Origin of the sequence: Kitasatospora sp. NBC_01246 (assembly GCF_036226505.1) — a bacterium.
GTDB lineage: Bacteria > Actinomycetota > Actinomycetes > Streptomycetales > Streptomycetaceae > Kitasatospora.
In genome coordinates, this window is the sequence record NZ_CP108484.1 from 8165240 (window position 1) to 8182154 (window position 16915).

Here is a 16915-nt window from a genome sequence, read left to right on the forward strand (position 1 = left end):
CACTACCCCCCAAGGAGACGACATGAGCGCCACCAACCCGTTCGAGGACGACGACGCCCGTTACTTCGTGCTCGTCAACGCGGAGAACCAGCACTCCCTCTGGCCCGCCTTCGCCGAGATCCCGGCCGGCTGGACGGTCGTGCACGGCGAGGACAGCCGTGAGGCGTGCACCGCCTACGTGGACGCCAACTGGACGGACATGCGCCCGGCCGGCCTGGTCGCCCGTACGGCCGCCGCCGGCGTCTGACCCACCACAGGGGGGACGGCCCGACCGGCCGTCCCCCCGCCCCGTATTCGAATCAGTGACCAGACGGGCGAGCGATCGAGTGAGCGATGTGAGCAACCGACAGACGGAACCCGCCGCGGGGCCCCAGGACGGCCTGACGGCCGAGGAACTCGCGGACGAGGACCTGGCGCCCGGAGCACTCTCCCCGGAGCGCCGCCGTCGGGCCCGCGCCCTGCTGCGAAGCTCCCTGCGGCCCCACCGGGCCACGGTGGCCGCGGCGATGGTGGCGGCGGCGATCCGCCAGATCGCCCTCCTGGCCGTGCCGTGGTGCGTCAGCCAGGCCCTGGACGAGGGCATCAAGCCCGGCGACGGCGGGGCCCTGCTGCTCTGGTCCGGCGCCGCCGCCGGCGCCGCCGCGGTCCAGTTCGTCGGCCTCTACGGCTGGCAGTACTGGGCCGGCTACGCCGATGCCAAGGTGGGCGCCGACCTGAGGGGCCGACTGCTGCGCCACCTCTCCGGCCTGGACCGGGCCGCGCTCGCCTCGCGCGGGCACGGCGACCTCGCCATGCGCGCGACCCGCGACACCGACCTGGTCCGCGAGTGGGTGCACGGCCTGGCCGTCTGGGTGGTGCTGGCCACCACCTTCGTGGTCCTGCTGCCCGCCCTCGCCGCCCTCGACCTGACCCTGCTGCTGGTCACCCTGGCGACCCTGCCGTTCCTGGTCTGGGTCAACCTCCACTTCCCCAAGCGGTTCGCCGCCGCCAGCGGTGAGCTCTCCCGGGCCCACAGCGAACGCGCCGACGCCGTCGCCGACCTGCTCCAGGTGGGCACCGGCCTGCGCGGCACCGGCGGCCACCGGCCCCTGGTCGACCGCCACCACACCGCCAGCGCCGACGTCACCGATCGGACCGTCGTCGCCGCCCGGGTGGAGGCCGGCTGGGCGGCCGTGGCGCCGTTCGTCCCCCGGCTCGCCGTCGCGGCCGGCGTCGGCATCGGCGGCCTGGCCGTCCTCGACGAGCGGCTCTCCATCGGCGACCTGGTCGCCTACACCTCCTGGATGGCGATCATCACCCTCGCCACCCGGGTCCTGGTGGACCGTCTGCTGGAGCGCGGTCAGGCCGACGTCGCGGCCGCCCGGATCGACGAGGCCCTGTGCATCCGCCCGGTGGTCGCCGAACCCGCCTCCGACCGGGCGGTGGACCTGCCCGCCTCCGGCACCCTGGTGCTGGCCGGCGCCACCGCCGTCCGGGACGGCCGGACCGTGCTCGGCCCGGTCGACCTGGCGGTCGGGGACGGCGAGTTCGTCGCCCTGGAAGGCGCCACCGGCTCCGGCAAGAGCACCCTGCTGCGCCTCGCCGTCCGCCTCGACGACCCGGACGCCGGAACCGTCTCCTACGGCGGCGTCGACCTGCGCGACGTCCGGCTGGACGAGGTCCGCTCGCGGATCGCCTACGTGTCCCAGCGGCCGGTCCTGCTCTCCGGCACCGTCGCCGACAACCTCCGGCTCGGCCGCGAGTTCGACGACGCGGCGCTGCACGAGGCCTGCCGGACCGCCGGCATCCACGACCAGCTCACCGCGATGCCCGACGGCTACCTGACCGAGCTGGGCGAGGGCGGAACCGCCCTCTCCGGCGGCCAGGTCCAGCGGCTGGCCATCGCCCGCGCCCTGCTCGGCGACCCCCGGGTGCTGCTGCTGGACGACTCGACCTCCGCGCTGGACACCACGACCGAGAAGCTCGTGCTGGAACGGCTGCGCGGCTGGTCCGCCGGCCGCACGGTCGTCTTCGCCTCGCACCGCGGCGCCGTCCTGGAGGCCGCCGACCGGGTGGTCCGGCTGCGCTCCCAGGCGTCCGACGACACCGCCACGACGACCCCCGGCACCCCCGGAGCCGACCCGACCGGAAGGCCCGAGAGCGCCATGACTGCGACCACCGCGGAGGCGGCCCATGGCTGAGCAGCCCCTGCTCCAGGACGAGGCGGACCACCGGGGGGTGCTGCGCCGGGCGGCGCCGTACCTGCGCCCGCACCGGGCCCGGCTCGTCGTCGCGCTGCTGGTCGGCCTCGCCGACTCCGCCGCGCTGGTCGCCGTCGCCCCGCTGGTCGGCGTGGCCGCCTACGCGCTCGACCACGAGGACCGCGGCGGCCTCGGCCTGGCCGTCCTGCTGCTCGCCGTGTTCGCGGTCGGCCAGCTGGTGCTGGCCCGGGTCGGCGAACTGCTGCTGATCCAGGGCGGCGAGCAGGTCGTCCGCACCCTGCGCGAGCAGTGCGTGGAGAACCTGGCGACCGCGCCGCTGCGCTTCCTGGAGACCCACCGCAGCGGCGAGCTGCTGCGGCGCTCGACCGGTGAGGTCGCCGCGCTGGCCGCGTTCGTCCGGCTGCACCTGCGCAGCCTGGTCGCCTCGGTGGCGACCCTGGTCTTCACCCTGGTGATGCTGGCCTGGTACTCCTGGGTGCTGCTCCTCGTCCAGCTGGTCGTCTTCGTCCCGCTGACCCTGCTGGTCACCCGCTGGTTCCAGCGCGACGCCGGCGCGGCCTTCGGCGCCAAGGCCGGCGCGGAGGCCACCGTCGCGGCCACCTTCTCCGAGACCCTGACCGCCCGTGAGGCCCTCCAGACCTCGCGCGGCCTGGCCGGGTGGACGCGCCGCTTCGACGGCGAGAACACCCGGGCGGTGCACGCCGCCCGCCGGGCGCTGCGGGTGGAGAACCGGATCGACCTGGTGAGCCTGATCGAGGGTCTGGCCCTCGTGGTGCTGCTGCTGGTCGGCGGCTGGCTGGTCGTGCGGGGCACCCTGACCATCGACGCCGTGGTCGTCTTCGTGCTCGCCAGCCGCAACCTCTTCGACTCCTTCGCCGACCTCTCGCAGCTGGTCGGCGAGGTGCAGACGGCGCGCACCGGCCTGGCCCGGCTGCTGGACCTGCTGGCGGCGACCGCCCCCGCGGACCGCCCGAAGACGGCCGCCACCGCCCTGCCGGCCCGGGGCGACCTGCGCTGTGAGGGCGTCGAGTACGCCTACCGGGCGGACGGCCGCACCCTGCACGGGATCAGCCTGGACTTCCCCGAGGGGAGCCGCACCGGGGTCGTCGGCGAGACCGGCTCCGGGAAGACCACGCTGTCCAAGCTGCTCTGCGGCCTCTACCACCCGGACTCCGGCACCGTCAGCTTCGCCGGCACCGACCTCGCGGCCGTGCCCGAGGCGGAGCTGCGCCGCCGGATCGTGCTGGTGCCGCAGGAGGTGCGGATGGTCACCGGCACGGTGGCCGAGAACCTGGCCCTGGTCCAGGGAGCACCGGACCGCGCGGCCATCGAGCGGACGGTCGACCAGCTGGGCCTGCGGGCCTGGCTCGCCGAACTGCCGGGCGGTCTGGACGCGGAGGTCGGGCTGCGCGGCGGCAACCTGTCGGCGGGGGAGCGGCAGATCCTCGGCCTGGTCCGCGCGGTGCTGGCCGACCCGGCCGTCCTGGTCCTCGACGAGGCGACGGCCGACATCGACCCGGCCACCGCGGCCCGGCTGGAGCACGCCCTGGACGAGCTGCGGGCGGACTGCACGCTGATCGTGATCGCGCACCGGCCGGCCACCATCGCGCGGCTGCCCCGCGTCGTCCGGCTGGACGGCGGCCACCTGGTCGGTGACGAACCGGCAGGTGGGCGGTCGATCGGGGCGACGCGACTGGTCTGACAATACGAGGTTAGGCTAACCTAATCGGAAGTGGGTGCTGGTGCCGCTCCCCGTTCACCGGGGGGCGGCTCCCGCGCCTCCCGGCCTGCGCACACCTCCCACCGGATTGGGCTGACCGATGACCACCGAAACCGCGCCGCCGCGCATGCGGATCGTTCGCCACCCGCTGAAGTACCGCCTGCTGGAAGTCCGGCGGGTCACCCGGGTCACGCCCGGCACGGTGCGGGTCACCTTCGGCGGTCCCGACCTCGAAGGTTTCTGCGAGCAGGCCCCGACCGACCACGTGAAGCTCTGCTTCGCCGAGGACGGGGCCGCCCTGCCGGTCGCGCCGGTGGTCGAGAACGACACCTGGATGGACGCCCCGGTCGAGCCGATCACCCGCGACTACACCGTGCGCCACTACCGGCGGGCCGAGCAGGAGCTCGACATCGACATGGTGCTGCACGGCAGCGGCGTCGGCTCCAGCTGGGCCGAGGCCGCCGAACCCGGCATGCGGCTGGGCGTCCTGGGCCCGCGCGGGTCGGAGGAGATCCCCTTCGTCCACGACTGGTACCTGCTCGCGGCCGAGGAGACCGCCATCCCGGCGCTCGGCCGCTGGCTGGAGATGCTCCCCGCCGGCGTCAAGGTGATCGCCTTCGCCGAGGTGCCCGGGCCCGAGCACGAGCAGGTCTTCGAGACCGCCGCCGACGCGACCGTCACCTGGCTGCACCGCGGCGACGCCCCGGCCGGCAGCACCGACCTGCTGGAGCGGGCCGTCCGCGCGGCCCAGCTGCCGCCCGGCCTGGGCTTCGCCTGGGTCGCGGGTGAGGCCAACGCCCTCAAGCCGATCCGCCGTCACCTGCGGGCGGAGCGCGGCCTGGACCGCCACCAGGTCGACGTGGACGGCTACTGGAAGCGTGGCGTCGCCAACCACGACCACCACGAGGGCGAGCACGAGCACGCATGACGACCGCCACTGCGCCGCGCGCCGCGGCTCCCGCCGCGGCCGGGGCGAAGACCACCCCGCCCGGGCGGATCGGCACCGGCCGGCGGCTGGCCTGGCTCCTCGGAGCACTGGTGCTGCTGGCCCTGCTCGCCCTCGCGGGCATCGCGATCGGCGCCCGTTACATCCCGCCCGGCCAGGTCCTGCACGTCCTGTTCCACCACGAGCCCACGTCCGAGGACTGGATCGTGGTGCACCACGCGCGGATCCCGCGCACGCTGCTCGGCATCGCCGTCGGCGCCGCCCTCGGGGTCGCCGGCGCGATGATGCAGGCGCTCACCCGCAACCCGCTGGCCGACCCCGGCCTGCTCGGCGTCAACGGCGGCGCCGCCGCGGCCGTCGCGGCCGGGACGGCCCTGTTCGACCTGCGGAGCTTCCACTCCTACGTCTGGTTCGCCCTGGCGGGCGCCGCCGTCGCGGCCCTGGTGGTGCAGATCCTCGGCGGCGGCGGCCGGGCCTCGGCGACCCCCGCGCGCCTCGCGCTGGCCGGAACCGCCGTCACCGCCGTGCTGACCGCCTTCGTCAACGGCCTGATCCTGCTCGACCCGCTGACCCTCAACCGGTTCCGGTTCTGGCAGGTCGGCACGCTGGCCGGCGTCGACTCCGCGGTGCTCGGCCAGGTGCTGCCGTTCCTGGCGGCCGGCGCAGCGCTCGCCCTGCTGCTCGGCCGTCCGCTGAACGCCCTCGCCCTCGGCGACGACGCCGGGCACGCGCTGGGCGCCCACCCGGCCCGCACCCGGGCGTTCAGCCTGGTCGCCGTCACGCTGCTGTGCGGCGCCGCCACCGCGGCGGTCGGCCCGATCGCCTTCGTCGGCCTGGCCGTTCCGCACCTCGCCCGCCACGTCTGCGGCCCGGACCAGCGCTGGATCATGCTGCTCTCGGCGGTCCTGGCCCCGGTGCTGCTGGTCGGCGCGGACATCCTCGGCCGGGTGCTCCTGCACCCGGCGGAGCTCCAGGCCGGCGTGGTCACCGCCTTCATCGGCGCGCCGCTCTTCATCGCCCTCGTCCGCGGCCGAAGGATCGCCCGATTGTGAACAGCCCCCTGACGGTCCCCCGGCCCGCCCCACCCGTCGTGACCGGGCCGGACGGGCCCGCCGCCCGGCCCCCCGTCCCGCTGCGCGCGCTGCGGCTGCCCGGCGGGCGCTCGCTGCGCTGGCACCGGCGGGCGACGGTGGTCGGCGGGCTGCTGGTGCTCGCGCTGCTCGGCGTCTGCGCCTGGCTGCTGACGGCCGGTGACTACCCGCTGCCGGTCTCCGACGTGATCGACGTGCTCACCGGCGGCGGCGTCCGCGCGGACCGCTACATCGTCATGGAGGTGCGGCTGCCGCGGCTGCTGACCGCCCTGCTGGTGGGCGCCGCGCTCGGCCTGGCCGGCGCGCTCTTCCAGACGCTCGCCCGCAACCCGCTGGGCAGCCCGGACGTCATCGGCTTCACGGTCGGCTCGGCCACCGGGGCGCTGGCGGTCATCCTGGTGATCGGCGGCAGCGCCGCCACCGTCGCCTTCGGCGCCGTGGTGGGCGGGCTGGTCACCGCGTTCCTGGTCTACCTGCTGGCCCGGCGCGGCGGCACCCAGGGCTACCGGCTGGTGCTGGTCGGCATCGGGGTCAGCTCGCTGCTCTCCTCGCTCAACGCCTACCTGATCGCCCGGGCCTCGTTCAGCGACGCGCAGAGCGCGGCGGTCTGGCTGACCGGCAGCCTCAACGCCCGGGGCTGGGAGCACTGCGGGCTGATGGCGCTCGCGCTGGCCGCCCTGCTGCCGGCGGCGGTGCTGCTCGGCCGCCCGCTGCGGATGCTGGAGATGGGCGACGACGCGGCCTCCTCGCTCGGGGTGCGCACCGAGCGGGTGCGGATCTGGCTGGTGCTGATCGGCGTCGCGCTGACGGCCGCCGCCACCGCCGCGGCCGGCCCAATCCCGTTCGTGGCGCTGATCGCCCCGCAGGCCGTCCGCCGGCTGACCCGGGCCACCGGCCCCAACCTGGTGGGCTCCGCGCTGCTGGGCGCGGTGCTGCTGGCCGTCAGCGACCTGGCGGCGCAGCGCCTGCTCGCCCCCACCCAGCTGCCGGTCGGTGTGTTCACCGGCGTGGTGGGCGGCTGCTACCTGGTCTGGCTGATCGCCGGTCAGTGGCGGGCCTCGCGCGGCTGACCCCGTACAGCCGAAGTCCCCGGGTCCGATCACGGGCCCGGGGACTTCGGCTGTACGGCGGCGGTCTCAGCCCTCCAGCGTCCTGAGGAAGACCAGGGAGCGGCGGGCCGGGTCCAGCCGGTCGGCCCAGGCCCGCGGCGCGAGCACGGCCGGGATCTCCTCGAAGCCGTAACGGCGGAAGAGCGCTCCGCCGCCGGTGCTGGCGGTGACGAGGGTGCGCACCCCGTGCCGCCCGGCCTCGTCCAGCAGGGCGTCCAGGAGCTGCGAGCCGAGGCCCGCGCCGCGCAGGCCCTCGCGGACGCAGAAGTTGTGCACCAGCCCCGGGGCGGGGTGGGCCGGGAGCTCGGGGGCGAGCAGTCGCAGTGCCACGCAGCCGTCCGGTCCGGACGGGCCGTCGACCAGGAGGAAGCGGTCCTCCGGCGAGCGGTAGTCGGCCGGCCGGCGGCGGCGCAGCTCACCCGAGACCATGGACGGCTCGGAGAGCGCGAAGAGCGCCGCCGCGTCGGCCGCCGTCGCCCGCCGTACCGGCAGGGTTCCGGTACCGGTGCGGCTCACCTGGTCCTCGACCGGTGTCCGGGTGCCATCGGGACCACCAGCGGGGTACCGGTCTGCGGGTCCTCGATCACCTGGCAGGGCAGGTCGAAGACCTTCTCGACCAGTTCGGCGGTGACGATCTCGCCGGGCGGGCCCTGCGCCACCACCGCGCCGTCCCGCATGGCGATCAGGTGACTGGCGTAGCGGGCGGCCTGGTTGAGGTCGTGGAGCACCGCGACGAGGGTGCGGTTCTGCTCCTCGTGCAGCCGGGCGCACAGGTCGAGGACCTCGACCTGGTGGGCGATGTCGAGGAAGGTGGTCGGCTCGTCGAGCAGCAGCAGCGGGGTCTGCTGGGCGATGGCCATCGCCAGCCAGACCCGCTGGCGCTGGCCGCCGGAGAGCTCGTCGACGAAGCGGGCGGCGAGGGTGTCGACGTTGGTGGCGGCCATCGACTCCGCGACCACCCGGTCGTCCTCCCTGGACCACTGCCGGAACAGCCCCTGGTGCGGGTAGCGCCCGCGGGAGACCAGGTCGGCCACGGTGATGCCGTCGGGCGCGGTGGAGCTCTGCGGGAGCAGGCCCAGCCGGCGGGCGAGTTCCTTCGAGGGCAGCGCGCTGATCTGCTCGCCGTCCAGCAGGACCCGGCCGGCGGCCGGCTTGAGCAGCCTGGCGAACGCCCGCAGCAGGGTGGACTTGCCGCAGGCGTTGGGGCCGACGATGACGGTGAAGGAGCCGTCCGGCACGCCGATCGACAGGTCGGTCGCGATGGCGCGGTCGCCGTAGCGCAGCGTCACGTGGTCGGCGTAGAGCCGCCCGGACTCCTCGGGCGCGGTCACGAGGCCTCCAGGAGCTGGTCGGTGGTCAGCACGACGGCGCACTTCTCGGCGGCCCAGCGCAGGCCCTCCAGGTGCTTCTCGGCGGAGAAGTCGGCGGTGGCGTCGGCCACCACGAAGGCCTGGATGTCGCGGCTCCAGGCGTCGGCCGCCGTCATCAGCACGCCGATGTGGGCGTAGACGCCGACCAGCACCAGTTGGTCGCGGCCGGACCGGGCCAGGATGTCGGCCAGTTCGGTGCGGGCGAAGGCGCTGTACTTCCACTTGAGCAGCAGGGTGTCGCCCTCGGCCGGGGCGACCGCCTCCGGGACGGCCTGCGCCCACGCGTCGGCGGGCAACCCGGGCCCCCAGAAGTCCAGTTGGAGGCCGCGCTGCTCGGGGGTCTGCCCACCGCGCTGGTGCGAGTAGACGACGGGCACGCCGTTCCCGCGGGCGTACTCCAGGACCTGGGCGGTCCGGGCGAGGGCCGGGGCCAGCGGCGGGCCCTCGGCGGGGAACGCGGACAGGAAGTAGTTCTGCAGGTCGTGGACGAGCAGGACGGCCCGGGCGGGGTCGACCCGCCACGGGACCTTGGGCGCGGGGAGCTGGTCGACCCGCGGGGGATCGTACGGGGCGATGGTGGGCAGAGCCATGGTGTCTGGACTTGCTCTCTTCCGGGGCGGAGCGTCAGGAGGTGGTGGTGCGGAGGTCCTTCTTGCTGACCTTGCCGATGCCGGTCTGCGGGAACTCGGTCACGAACTCGACCAGGTCGGGCACCTTGTAGTCGGCCAGGCCGCGGGCGCGCACGAAGGCCTTCAGCTCGACGACGCGCGGGCGGGGCGCCTCGGGGCGCAGGATCACGTAGGCCCGGCTGCGTTCGCCGAGGTGCTCGTCGGGCACGGCGACCACGGACACGTCGTGGACGGCCGGGTGGGCGAGCAGCACGTTCTCGACCTCCTCGGCGGCGACCTTCTCGCCGCCCCGGTTGATCTGGTCCTTGGCCCGGCCCTCGACCACCAGGTGGCCGGTGGCGGTCCGGCGGACCAGGTCGCCGGTGCGGTAGAAGCCGTCCCCGGTAAAGGCGGTGGCGTTGTGCTCGGGCGCGTTCCAGTAGCCGCGGATGGTGTACGGGCCGCGGGTGAGCAGGTGGCCGGTGGCGCCGTCGGGCAGGTCGCGGTCCTCGTCGTCGACCACCCGCACCTCGTCGGCGGGGGAGATCGGACGGCCCTGGGTGGTCAGCACGGTGTCCTGCGGGTCCTCGGGCCGGGTGTAGTTCACCAGGCCCTCGGCCATGCCGAAGACCTGCTGGAGGGCGCAGCCGAGCGCGGGACCGAGCCGGCGGGCGGCCTCCTCGCTGAGCTTGGCCCCGCCCACCTGGAGCAGGCGCAGACTGGAGAGGTCCCGGCCGGCGCCGGGCGCCGCGTTGGCCCAGGCGAGGGCGAGCGGCGGGACGACGCCGGTCAGCGTGACCCGCTCGCTCTCGATCAGCGCCAGCGCGGTGGCCGGGCTGGGCTCGGGGGCGAGGACCACCCTGCCGCCGGCGTGGAAGACACCGAGGCTGCCGGGGGAGCTGAGCGGGAAGTTGTGCGCGGCGGGCAGCGCGCAGAGGTAGACGGTCTCCGCGCTCAGCTCGCAGATCGCGGCGGACTCGCGGACGCTGTACAGGTAGTCGAAGTGGTAGCGGGGGATCAGCTTGGGCAGGCCGGTGCTGCCGCCGGAGAGCTGGAGGAAGGCCAGGTCGGTGGCGGCGGGAGGGTCCTGGACCGGGGCGGGCTCGTCGGCGCGCAGGTCGTCCAGCGAGGTGTAGGACCCCGGGTCGCCGGCCACGAAGACCTCGGCGAGGGCGGGCACCGCGGCGGTGACCCGGCCGGCCATCTCCCGGTAGTCGAAGCCGGCGTGCCGGTCGGCCACGATCAGCGCGCGGGCCCCGGCGAACTCGCAGAAGTAGGAGATCTCGGCGTGCCGGTGGGCGGGCAGCGCCATCACCGGCACCACCCCGGCGCGCAGCGCGCCGATGAACACCTCGTAGAACTCGGCCACGTTGGGGAGCTGGAGGACGATCCGCTCGCCCCGGCGGATGCCCCGGGCCAGCAGCCCGGTGGCCATCCGGTCGGCCCGCCGGTCGAGTTCGGCGTAGCTCCACCGACGCTCCCCGTCGACGACCGCGATCTGCCCCGGCCGCTCGGCGGCGTGCCGGCGGACCATCTCGTCGAGCAGTTCGTCGGTCCAGTAGCCGGCCGCCCGGTAGCGGCGGACGTACTCCTCGGGCCAGTCGGTCACTTGTCGTCTCCCAGTCCGGCGGCGTGGAGAAAGGTGCGGAACTTCGCGCTGGTCTCCGCGAGTTCGTGCTCCGGCACGGAGCCCGAGACGACGCCGGCGCCGGCGAACAGCCGCAGGCCGTCCCCGTCGGCCTCCGCGCAGCGGAGCGTGACGACCCATTCGCCGTCGCCGTCGGCGTCCCCCCAGCCGACCACCCCGGTGTAGAACCCGCGGTCGAAGGGCTCCAGCGTACCGATCAGCGCGCGGGCCCGGTCGGTCGGCGTCCCGCAGACCGCCGGCGTGGGGTGCAGGTCGAGCGCGAGGTCGAGCGCGCTGGTGGCGGGGTCGCGCAGGGTGCCGGTGACGACCGTGGACAGGTGCCACATCGCGGCGGTGCGGATCACCGACGGCCGCTCGGGCACGACCAGGTCGTAGCAGTGGGGTTCGAGCGCGCGCCGGACGGCGTCCACCACGAAGGCGTGCTCCGCGAGGTCCTTCGGGGACTCCAGCAGGGCGGCGGCGCGCCGCCGGTCCTCGACCGGGTCGTCGCTGCGCGCGGCCGAGCCGGCCAGCGGGTTGGAGGTGACGGCGGTGCCGCGCCGGGAGACCAGCAGCTCGGGGCTGGCACCGACCAGGGTCGCGCTGCCCTGGCCGGGGACGGCGAAGGTGTAGCCGTGCGGGTCACGGTGGATCAGCCGGCGGAGCATGGCCGGGAGGTCGGCGCCGCCGGGGGTGGACAGCTCCAGGGTCCGGGCGAGGACGACCTTGCTGAGTTCGCCGTCTGCGGCGAGGATCCGGACGGCGTCGGCGACGGCGTCCCGGTAGCCCTCGGGGGCCGGGACGGCACGGCTGGTCCAGACCGGGCCGGTGCGGTCCTCGGGCGCGAGCCGCAGCAGCGGGTCGTCGTGGACCGGCTGGGCCCACTGGGTCCGGCCGGGTATGAAGAGCGCGGCCGGGCGGCCGGGGGCGAAGGGGACGGCGCCGACCACGAGCGGGTCGGGCCGCTCCGGGGTGCGCGCCTCCCGCAGCAGGCGGGTGGCCTCGGCGGGATCGGTGACGGCCGCCCGGCTGCCCGTGGCGAGCAGCGTCCCTCTCGGACCGGCGAAGAACGCCCGGTCGGGCCCCGGGCGGTAGGCGGCCAGCAGGGCACCGCCGACGCGGTGGTCCGCGGTGGTGCCGCCGGTCTCGTTCACTGTGGTCATGCTGCTCCGTTCGGAAAGGCGGGATCGGCTCTGCCCGGTGGATCGTCCGACCGGTGGATCGAGTGCGGGGAGGAGGACGGCTCAGGCGCGCAGGGTGGCGCCGCCGTCGACGTAGAGGTCCTGCATGGTGATGTGCCGGGCCCGGTCGCCGGCCAGGAACACCACGGCCTCGGCGATGTCCTCTGGGTCGGCGATCCGGCCGAGGGGTATCCCGACCCGGTAGCTGGCCGGGTCGCCGTCGACGACGCGCTGTTCGGCGGCGTCGTCGCGCCACAGGGAGCGCTGCATCTCGGTGTCGGTCGAGCCGGGGGAGACCAGGTTGCAGCGGACGCCCGACCGGGCGAGCTCCAGGCCGAGGCAGCGGACGAACATCGCGGTGGCGGCCTTGGAGGCGGCGTAGGCGGCCATCGTGGTGCGCGGCACCCCGGCGGCGTTGGAGCCGACGGTGACGATGCTGCCGGCGCCGCGCCCGGCCATCCGGCGTCCGACCGCCCGGCAGGTGTGGAACACCCCCGTGGTGTTGACGGCGAAGGTGGCCGCCCAGTCCTCGTCGGTGGTCTCCACGGCGAGGGCCGGGCGCAGGATCCCGGCGACGTTGACCAGGATGTCGATCGGGCCGACCGTGCGCTCCACGCGCTCGACCTCGGCGTCGACGGCGGCGGCGTCGGTGACGTCCAGCAGGCCGAGCCCGGGGCCGTCGGCCCGCCGGTCGGTGGCCACGACGTGGGCGCCGCGCTCGGTGAGCAGGCGGGCGACCGCGGCGCCGATGCCCTGGGCCGCGCCGGTGACGAGCGCGACGCGCCCGTCGAACCCCGCGGTGCGGTCGGGGCCGGCCGAGGCCCGGACTCCCGTGTCGGTGGCGGGCGGAGCGGGGACGTCCACGGGGGAAGTCGGCATGAGAGATCTCCGGGAGCGGGCAGGTCGGTCGAATGGGCTGAGCGCAACAGTTCGGTAAGGCTAGCCTAACCATGTTTCCCGGGGGCGACCAGGGTGGGTGTGCCCCGGAATACGAGCGGTGCCGGGGTGCGGCTCGGGGTGCCTCGCCGGGCGCGGCCTGCGCAGGTCGTGGTGCGGGGCTCGCCGGCCTGGATCGGATCACCTTCGGCGCCCGCTCGGGTGATGGGGCCTCAGTTAAGGCTTTGGGAAAGGGAATTGCTTCGCTCGCGGCGTTGGCAGTGGGGTGAGGCCGCGTCAGCGAGCGGTGGAACCACCTCTCCGGCGCGAAGGTCGTCGGCGACATCACGCGGGAGACGGCCGGGATCCAGCGGCGCTGCGTTCTCGGCGCCGCGATCAGGGAGTCCCCGCCGCCGGCCGACGGGCTGGTGCCCGGCCCTGACTCTCCCCCCGGGCTCGCTGTCCCGGATTCCCCCGATACTCCCCCGATCGCCGAGGGATCCTTGACGTGACTTCATAAGTTAGGCGAGGCTAACCTTATGTCGATCGATCCCGGGTCACGGGCCGGCCGGGGTGGCCGAGGCCCTTCCCGCGCCCCCGTGCGGACGCGCGCACGCCGACCGGCTGCTCCCCGGCGGCGGGGTCCACGACCCGCCGGCCGTGGCCGACCTCCCGGCCGGCGGCGGCTCCGCCCCGCATGTGCAACGGCTCCCGCCCGGGCCCGTGTCCCGGTGAAGATTGGCTGACCGGATGAATCCCTCCGCACCAGGGCTGCTGACACTGAGCAGCTTTCTCATGTCCCGCACCGGCCAGGCCGCCCGTCGACGCCTCGCGACCCAGGCGGACCGCCGCGGGCTCCGGCTCTGGCACGTGATGGTGCTCTGCGCACTGGAGGAGGAGGGCAGCCACTCCAAGGGCGAGCTGGCCGCCCGGCTGGAGATCGGCTCCAGTGACGTGATCAAGGTGGTCGACGACCTGGTCGTCGCCGGGTACGTCACGTGCACCCGCTCCTCGGCCGACCGCCGGCGGGTGCACGTCGACCTCACCGCGCCGGGCCGGTCGGCGGCGGCCGGGATCAACGCGGACCTGGCCGCCGCCGACGACGAAGTCCTCGCCCCGCTGTCCGGCGAGGAGCGCCTCCGGCTGTTCGACATGCTGAACCGGCTGAACGGCCACCTGGGGCAGGCCGAGGCCGGGCCCGACCGGCCCGCGCCCCGGCCCGACCCTCGGCCGGTCCGCGGGCACGGCCGGTGAGGTGCCGGCCCGTCAGCAGCTGCACCCCCACTCGGGTGCCCGGGGCGTGTCGGGAAGCGCGGTGGCGCGAAGCGCCCCGGCGGGCGCGGGGTGGACGGTGCGGCCGGCCTTGATGGTCTCGACGACGGTGATGTCCTTGATCTCCTCGGGGTCGACGGCCAGCGGGCTGGCGCTGAGGATCACCAGGTCCGCGAGCTTGCCGACCTCGATGGTGCCCTTGCGGTCCTCCTCGAAGTACTGGCGGGCCGCGTTGACGGTGATCGCGCGCACGGCGTCCAGGGCGTCGACGCACTGCTCGGGGCCGACCACCACGCCCTCGGTCCGGCTGCGCCGGGTCACCTGGCTGGACAGGATGGCGATCGAGTTGGGCAGCGCCACCGGGGCGTCGTGGTGCGAGGTGTAGGCGAGGCCCTCGTCCAGCGCCCAGCGGGCCGGCGAGATGGTCGCGGCCCGCTCCTCCCCGAGGACGGTGCCCCGGTACCAGTCGCCCCAGTAGTAGGTGTGCATGGAGAAGAAGGACGGGATGACGCCCAGCCGGGCGAACTCCCGGACCTGGTCCCGGCGGGCGGTCTGCGCGTGAATCGCCACCGTCCGCCGGTCGGCGGGGCCGGTCAGCTCGGTGGCGCCCTCGACCGCCTTGAGGAACTGGTCGATCGCGGCGTCCCCGTTGACGTGGGCGAGGACCTGCCAGCCCCGGGCGTAGGCGGTGCCGACCTGCTTCAGGACGGTGCTGTCGTCCTCGATCGCGGGGTAGCCGCGGTAGTCGTCGGGCAGTCCGGCCGGCGGGGTCAGGTACGGCTCGGTGAGCCAGGCGGTGCGGCCCTGCGGCGAGCCGTCCAGGACCAGCTTCACACCGGCCGCGCGCACCCCGTCGACGTACTCCCGGCTCGCGCCGACCGGGTCGTCCTCCGGGGCGTCGGCGAGCAGGTCGGCCTTGACGTAGGCGACCACGTCGATCTTGAACGGCACGGCGGCGGCGGTGTCCCGCAGCGCCTTGAGGTTGGCCGGGCTGGTACCGCCCTCCTGCACGGTGGTGAAGCCGAACCGGGCCGCCGACTCCGCGCCCTCGATGAACAGGGCCAGCAGCGCGGCCTCGGGCAGGCCCGCCATCGCCAGCTCCGAGGCGGGATTGAAGGCCTTCTCCTCCAGCACCCCGTCGGGCTCGCCGTAGGAGGGCGGTACCGCGAGCTCCCGGCGGCGGATGACCCCGCCCTCCGGGTCCGGCGTGGCGGCGCCGTACCCCAGCCGCTCCAGGCCCAGGCTGTTCACCGCGCCCAGGTGGAAGGACTGGTGGATGGCCAGCACCGGGCGGCTGAGGGAGACTTCGTCGAGGTCGTCACGGGTCGGGTGGACGCCCTCGGCGAGCATCGCGTCGTCGTAGCCGAAGCCGATGATCCAGTCGGAGTCCCGGCCCACCGGGCCCTCCGCCCAGGCCTGCAGCTTCTCCTTCAGCGTGGCGAGGTCGGCGACGTCCCCGTCGGGCGCGGCCAGCAGGTCGGCGATGGTCGCCTGCAGCCCGATCCCGCCGAGGTGCCCGTGCGCGTCGACGAACCCCGGCAGCAGCGCCCGTCCCGCGAGGTCGCGCAGCCGCGTCCGAGGCCCCCGCCAGCCGTCGACCGCTTCGTCGAGGCCGCCGACGAAGACGATGAGCCCGTCCTTGACCGCGACGGCCTCCGGCGCCGGCCCTTCGGCGACGGTCACGATGTCGCCGCCGTGGAAGATGAGGTCGGCCTGCTCGGCCATGCTGCTGCCCCTTGGGTGGGATGCGAATGGTGACCGGGCCACTACCCCACGTGATCGTTCGTCAACCCTCCACCGGACCGCGCCCCTGCGGCGAGCCGCCCGCCTCCGGCACGATCGCCCCGTGCCGGGCGGGGAACGGCCGATCGCGCACCTCGCGGTCCGGGCCGGCCACGCGGTCTGCCGGGCCCTTCGGCACGGGGAAGCCCGGGTGCCGCCCCGCCCGCCCGGAGGCGCTCTTGTCAGGAACCGGGGAACGGCGTAGACGGGAGGCCCGCACCGTCGAGTCCTGAGCCACGGGCGGCCCGGTCGGTGGCCGCCCCACCAGCCGCCCGCCGCTTCGTCCGCTGCCCGGGCCGCCCGGGCCGCCCGGGGTGCCGGGCGCCCGGCATGTGCGCGGACCCGCGGCGCACTGGCATGATCGCCGCATGGCAGAACGCATCATCGGCGCTTGTGACGGCGCTTCGAAGGGCAACCCCGGTCCGGCCGCCTGGGCCTGGGTCATCGCAGACGCCGACGGTCGGCCGCAGCGCTGGGAGGCCGGACCGCTCGGCCGCGCGACCAACAACGTCGCCGAACTGACCGCGCTGAAGGAGCTGCTGGGCGCGGTCCGGCCGGGAGTGCCGCTGGAGGTCCGGATGGACTCCCAGTACGCGATGAAGGCGGTCACCCAGTGGCTGCCCGGCTGGCGCCGGAAGGGCTGGAAGACCGCCGCCGGGACACCGGTCGCCAACAAGGACCTGATCGTGGCGATCGACGCGCTGCTGGCCGGGCGCGACGTCGAGTTCGTCTACGTCCCCGCGCACCAGGTCGACGGCGATCCGCTGAACGCCGTCGCCGACCGGGCGGCGAGCGACGCGGCGGTGGCCCAGCAGCCGGCGAGCGGCACCTCCGTCGACGCGCCGCTGCCCGCCCCCCGCGCGGACGCCGCACCGTCGGCCGGGTCCCGGCAGGCCGGGGCCCCGGCCGCCAAGCGGACCGGCGGCCGGGCGGGCGCCAAGTCCGCCGGGGGCCGGACCAAGGCCAAATTCCCCGGCTCCTGCCGCTGCGGCCGCCCGTACGCCGTCGGCGACCCGATCGCCAAGAACCCGGACGGCTGGGGCCACCCCGACTGCGCCCAGGCCGCCGAGGCCGGCACCCGCTCCACCTGAGCCGTCCCGGTCCGCCCGGCCTGCCCGAGCCGTCCCGCTCC

15 protein-coding genes are annotated in these 16915 nt (G+C 75.2%); 8 read left to right on the forward strand and 7 right to left on the reverse strand.

What is annotated here, in order from left to right; genetic code table 11:
* Window positions 1–22: 22 nt before the first annotated feature.
* The 6 genes from OG618_RS34250 (at window position 23) to OG618_RS34275 (ending at window position 7028) form a co-directional block, all read left to right on the forward strand.
* Entirely contained in the window at window positions 23–247 is a 225-nt protein-coding gene (locus tag OG618_RS34250; RefSeq protein ID WP_329491520.1) for an MbtH family protein, read from the forward strand.
* A gap of 88 nt (window positions 248–335) precedes the next feature.
* Window positions 336–2180, forward strand: a complete 1845-nt coding sequence (locus tag OG618_RS34255) for an ABC transporter ATP-binding protein (protein WP_329491521.1) — start codon at window positions 336–338, stop codon at window positions 2178–2180.
* The gene (locus tag OG618_RS34260; RefSeq protein WP_329491522.1) at window positions 2173–3903 is read left to right on the forward strand and encodes an ABC transporter ATP-binding protein; all 1731 of its coding nucleotides are present in this window, start codon (window positions 2173–2175) and stop codon (window positions 3901–3903) included. Before OG618_RS34255 ends, OG618_RS34260 begins: the two co-directional genes overlap by 8 nt.
* Window positions 3904–4021: 118 nt before the next feature.
* Window positions 4022–4849 (forward strand): siderophore-interacting protein, encoded by an 828-nt coding sequence (locus OG618_RS34265; protein WP_329491523.1) that lies wholly within the window; start codon window positions 4022–4024, stop codon window positions 4847–4849.
* Complete coding sequence (locus OG618_RS34270) at window positions 4846–5919, forward strand: FecCD family ABC transporter permease (RefSeq protein WP_329491524.1); 1074 nt, start codon at window positions 4846–4848, stop codon at window positions 5917–5919. Before OG618_RS34265 ends, OG618_RS34270 begins: the two co-directional genes overlap by 4 nt.
* Window positions 5916–7028, forward strand: a complete 1113-nt coding sequence (locus OG618_RS34275) for a FecCD family ABC transporter permease (protein ID WP_329491525.1) — start codon at window positions 5916–5918, stop codon at window positions 7026–7028. The genes OG618_RS34270 and OG618_RS34275 overlap by 4 nt, the downstream gene beginning before the upstream one ends.
* Before the next feature lie 66 nt (window positions 7029–7094).
* On the opposite strand, the gene OG618_RS34280 is transcribed toward OG618_RS34275, so the two are convergent.
* From OG618_RS34280 to dhbA, 6 genes are all read right to left on the reverse strand, one after another.
* Window positions 7095–7583, reverse strand: a complete 489-nt coding sequence (locus OG618_RS34280; protein WP_329491526.1) for a GNAT family N-acetyltransferase — start codon at window positions 7581–7583, stop codon at window positions 7095–7097.
* On the reverse strand, window positions 7580–8398 hold the full coding sequence (locus OG618_RS34285) for an ABC transporter ATP-binding protein (RefSeq protein ID WP_329491527.1): 819 nt from the start codon (window positions 8396–8398) through the stop codon (window positions 7580–7582). The genes OG618_RS34280 and OG618_RS34285 overlap by 4 nt, the downstream gene beginning before the upstream one ends.
* On the reverse strand, window positions 8395–9027 hold the full coding sequence (locus OG618_RS34290) for an isochorismatase family protein (protein ID WP_329491528.1): 633 nt from the start codon (window positions 9025–9027) through the stop codon (window positions 8395–8397). Before OG618_RS34290 ends, OG618_RS34285 begins: the two co-directional genes overlap by 4 nt.
* 34 nt (window positions 9028–9061) lie before the next feature.
* The gene (locus OG618_RS34295; RefSeq protein WP_329491529.1) at window positions 9062–10654 is read right to left on the reverse strand and encodes a (2,3-dihydroxybenzoyl)adenylate synthase; all 1593 of its coding nucleotides are present in this window, start codon (window positions 10652–10654) and stop codon (window positions 9062–9064) included.
* On the reverse strand, window positions 10651–11835 hold the full coding sequence (locus OG618_RS34300; RefSeq protein ID WP_329491530.1) for an isochorismate synthase: 1185 nt from the start codon (window positions 11833–11835) through the stop codon (window positions 10651–10653). The genes OG618_RS34295 and OG618_RS34300 overlap by 4 nt, the downstream gene beginning before the upstream one ends.
* Before the next feature lie 81 nt (window positions 11836–11916).
* Entirely contained in the window at window positions 11917–12732 is an 816-nt protein-coding gene (gene dhbA / locus OG618_RS34305) for a 2,3-dihydro-2,3-dihydroxybenzoate dehydrogenase (RefSeq protein ID WP_329491531.1), read from the reverse strand.
* A gap of 792 nt (window positions 12733–13524) precedes the next feature.
* On the opposite strand from dhbA, the gene OG618_RS34310 reads away from it, so the two are divergent.
* Window positions 13525–13983 carry a MarR family winged helix-turn-helix transcriptional regulator gene (locus OG618_RS34310; RefSeq protein ID WP_329491532.1) on the forward strand — a complete coding sequence of 153 codons (459 nt, stop codon included), beginning with the start codon at window positions 13525–13527 and terminating at the stop codon, window positions 13981–13983.
* A 12-nt stretch (window positions 13984–13995) separates the two neighbouring features.
* Here the strand turns inward: OG618_RS34310 and OG618_RS34315 are convergent, their stop codons facing one another.
* On the reverse strand, window positions 13996–15726 hold the full coding sequence (locus tag OG618_RS34315; RefSeq protein WP_329491533.1) for an amidohydrolase: 1731 nt from the start codon (window positions 15724–15726) through the stop codon (window positions 13996–13998).
* A gap of 425 nt (window positions 15727–16151) precedes the next feature.
* Between OG618_RS34315 and OG618_RS34320 the strand changes: the two genes are divergently transcribed.
* Window positions 16152–16874 (forward strand): ribonuclease H family protein, encoded by a 723-nt coding sequence (locus OG618_RS34320; protein WP_329491534.1) that lies wholly within the window; start codon window positions 16152–16154, stop codon window positions 16872–16874.
* Window positions 16875–16915: the final 41 nt, after the last annotated feature.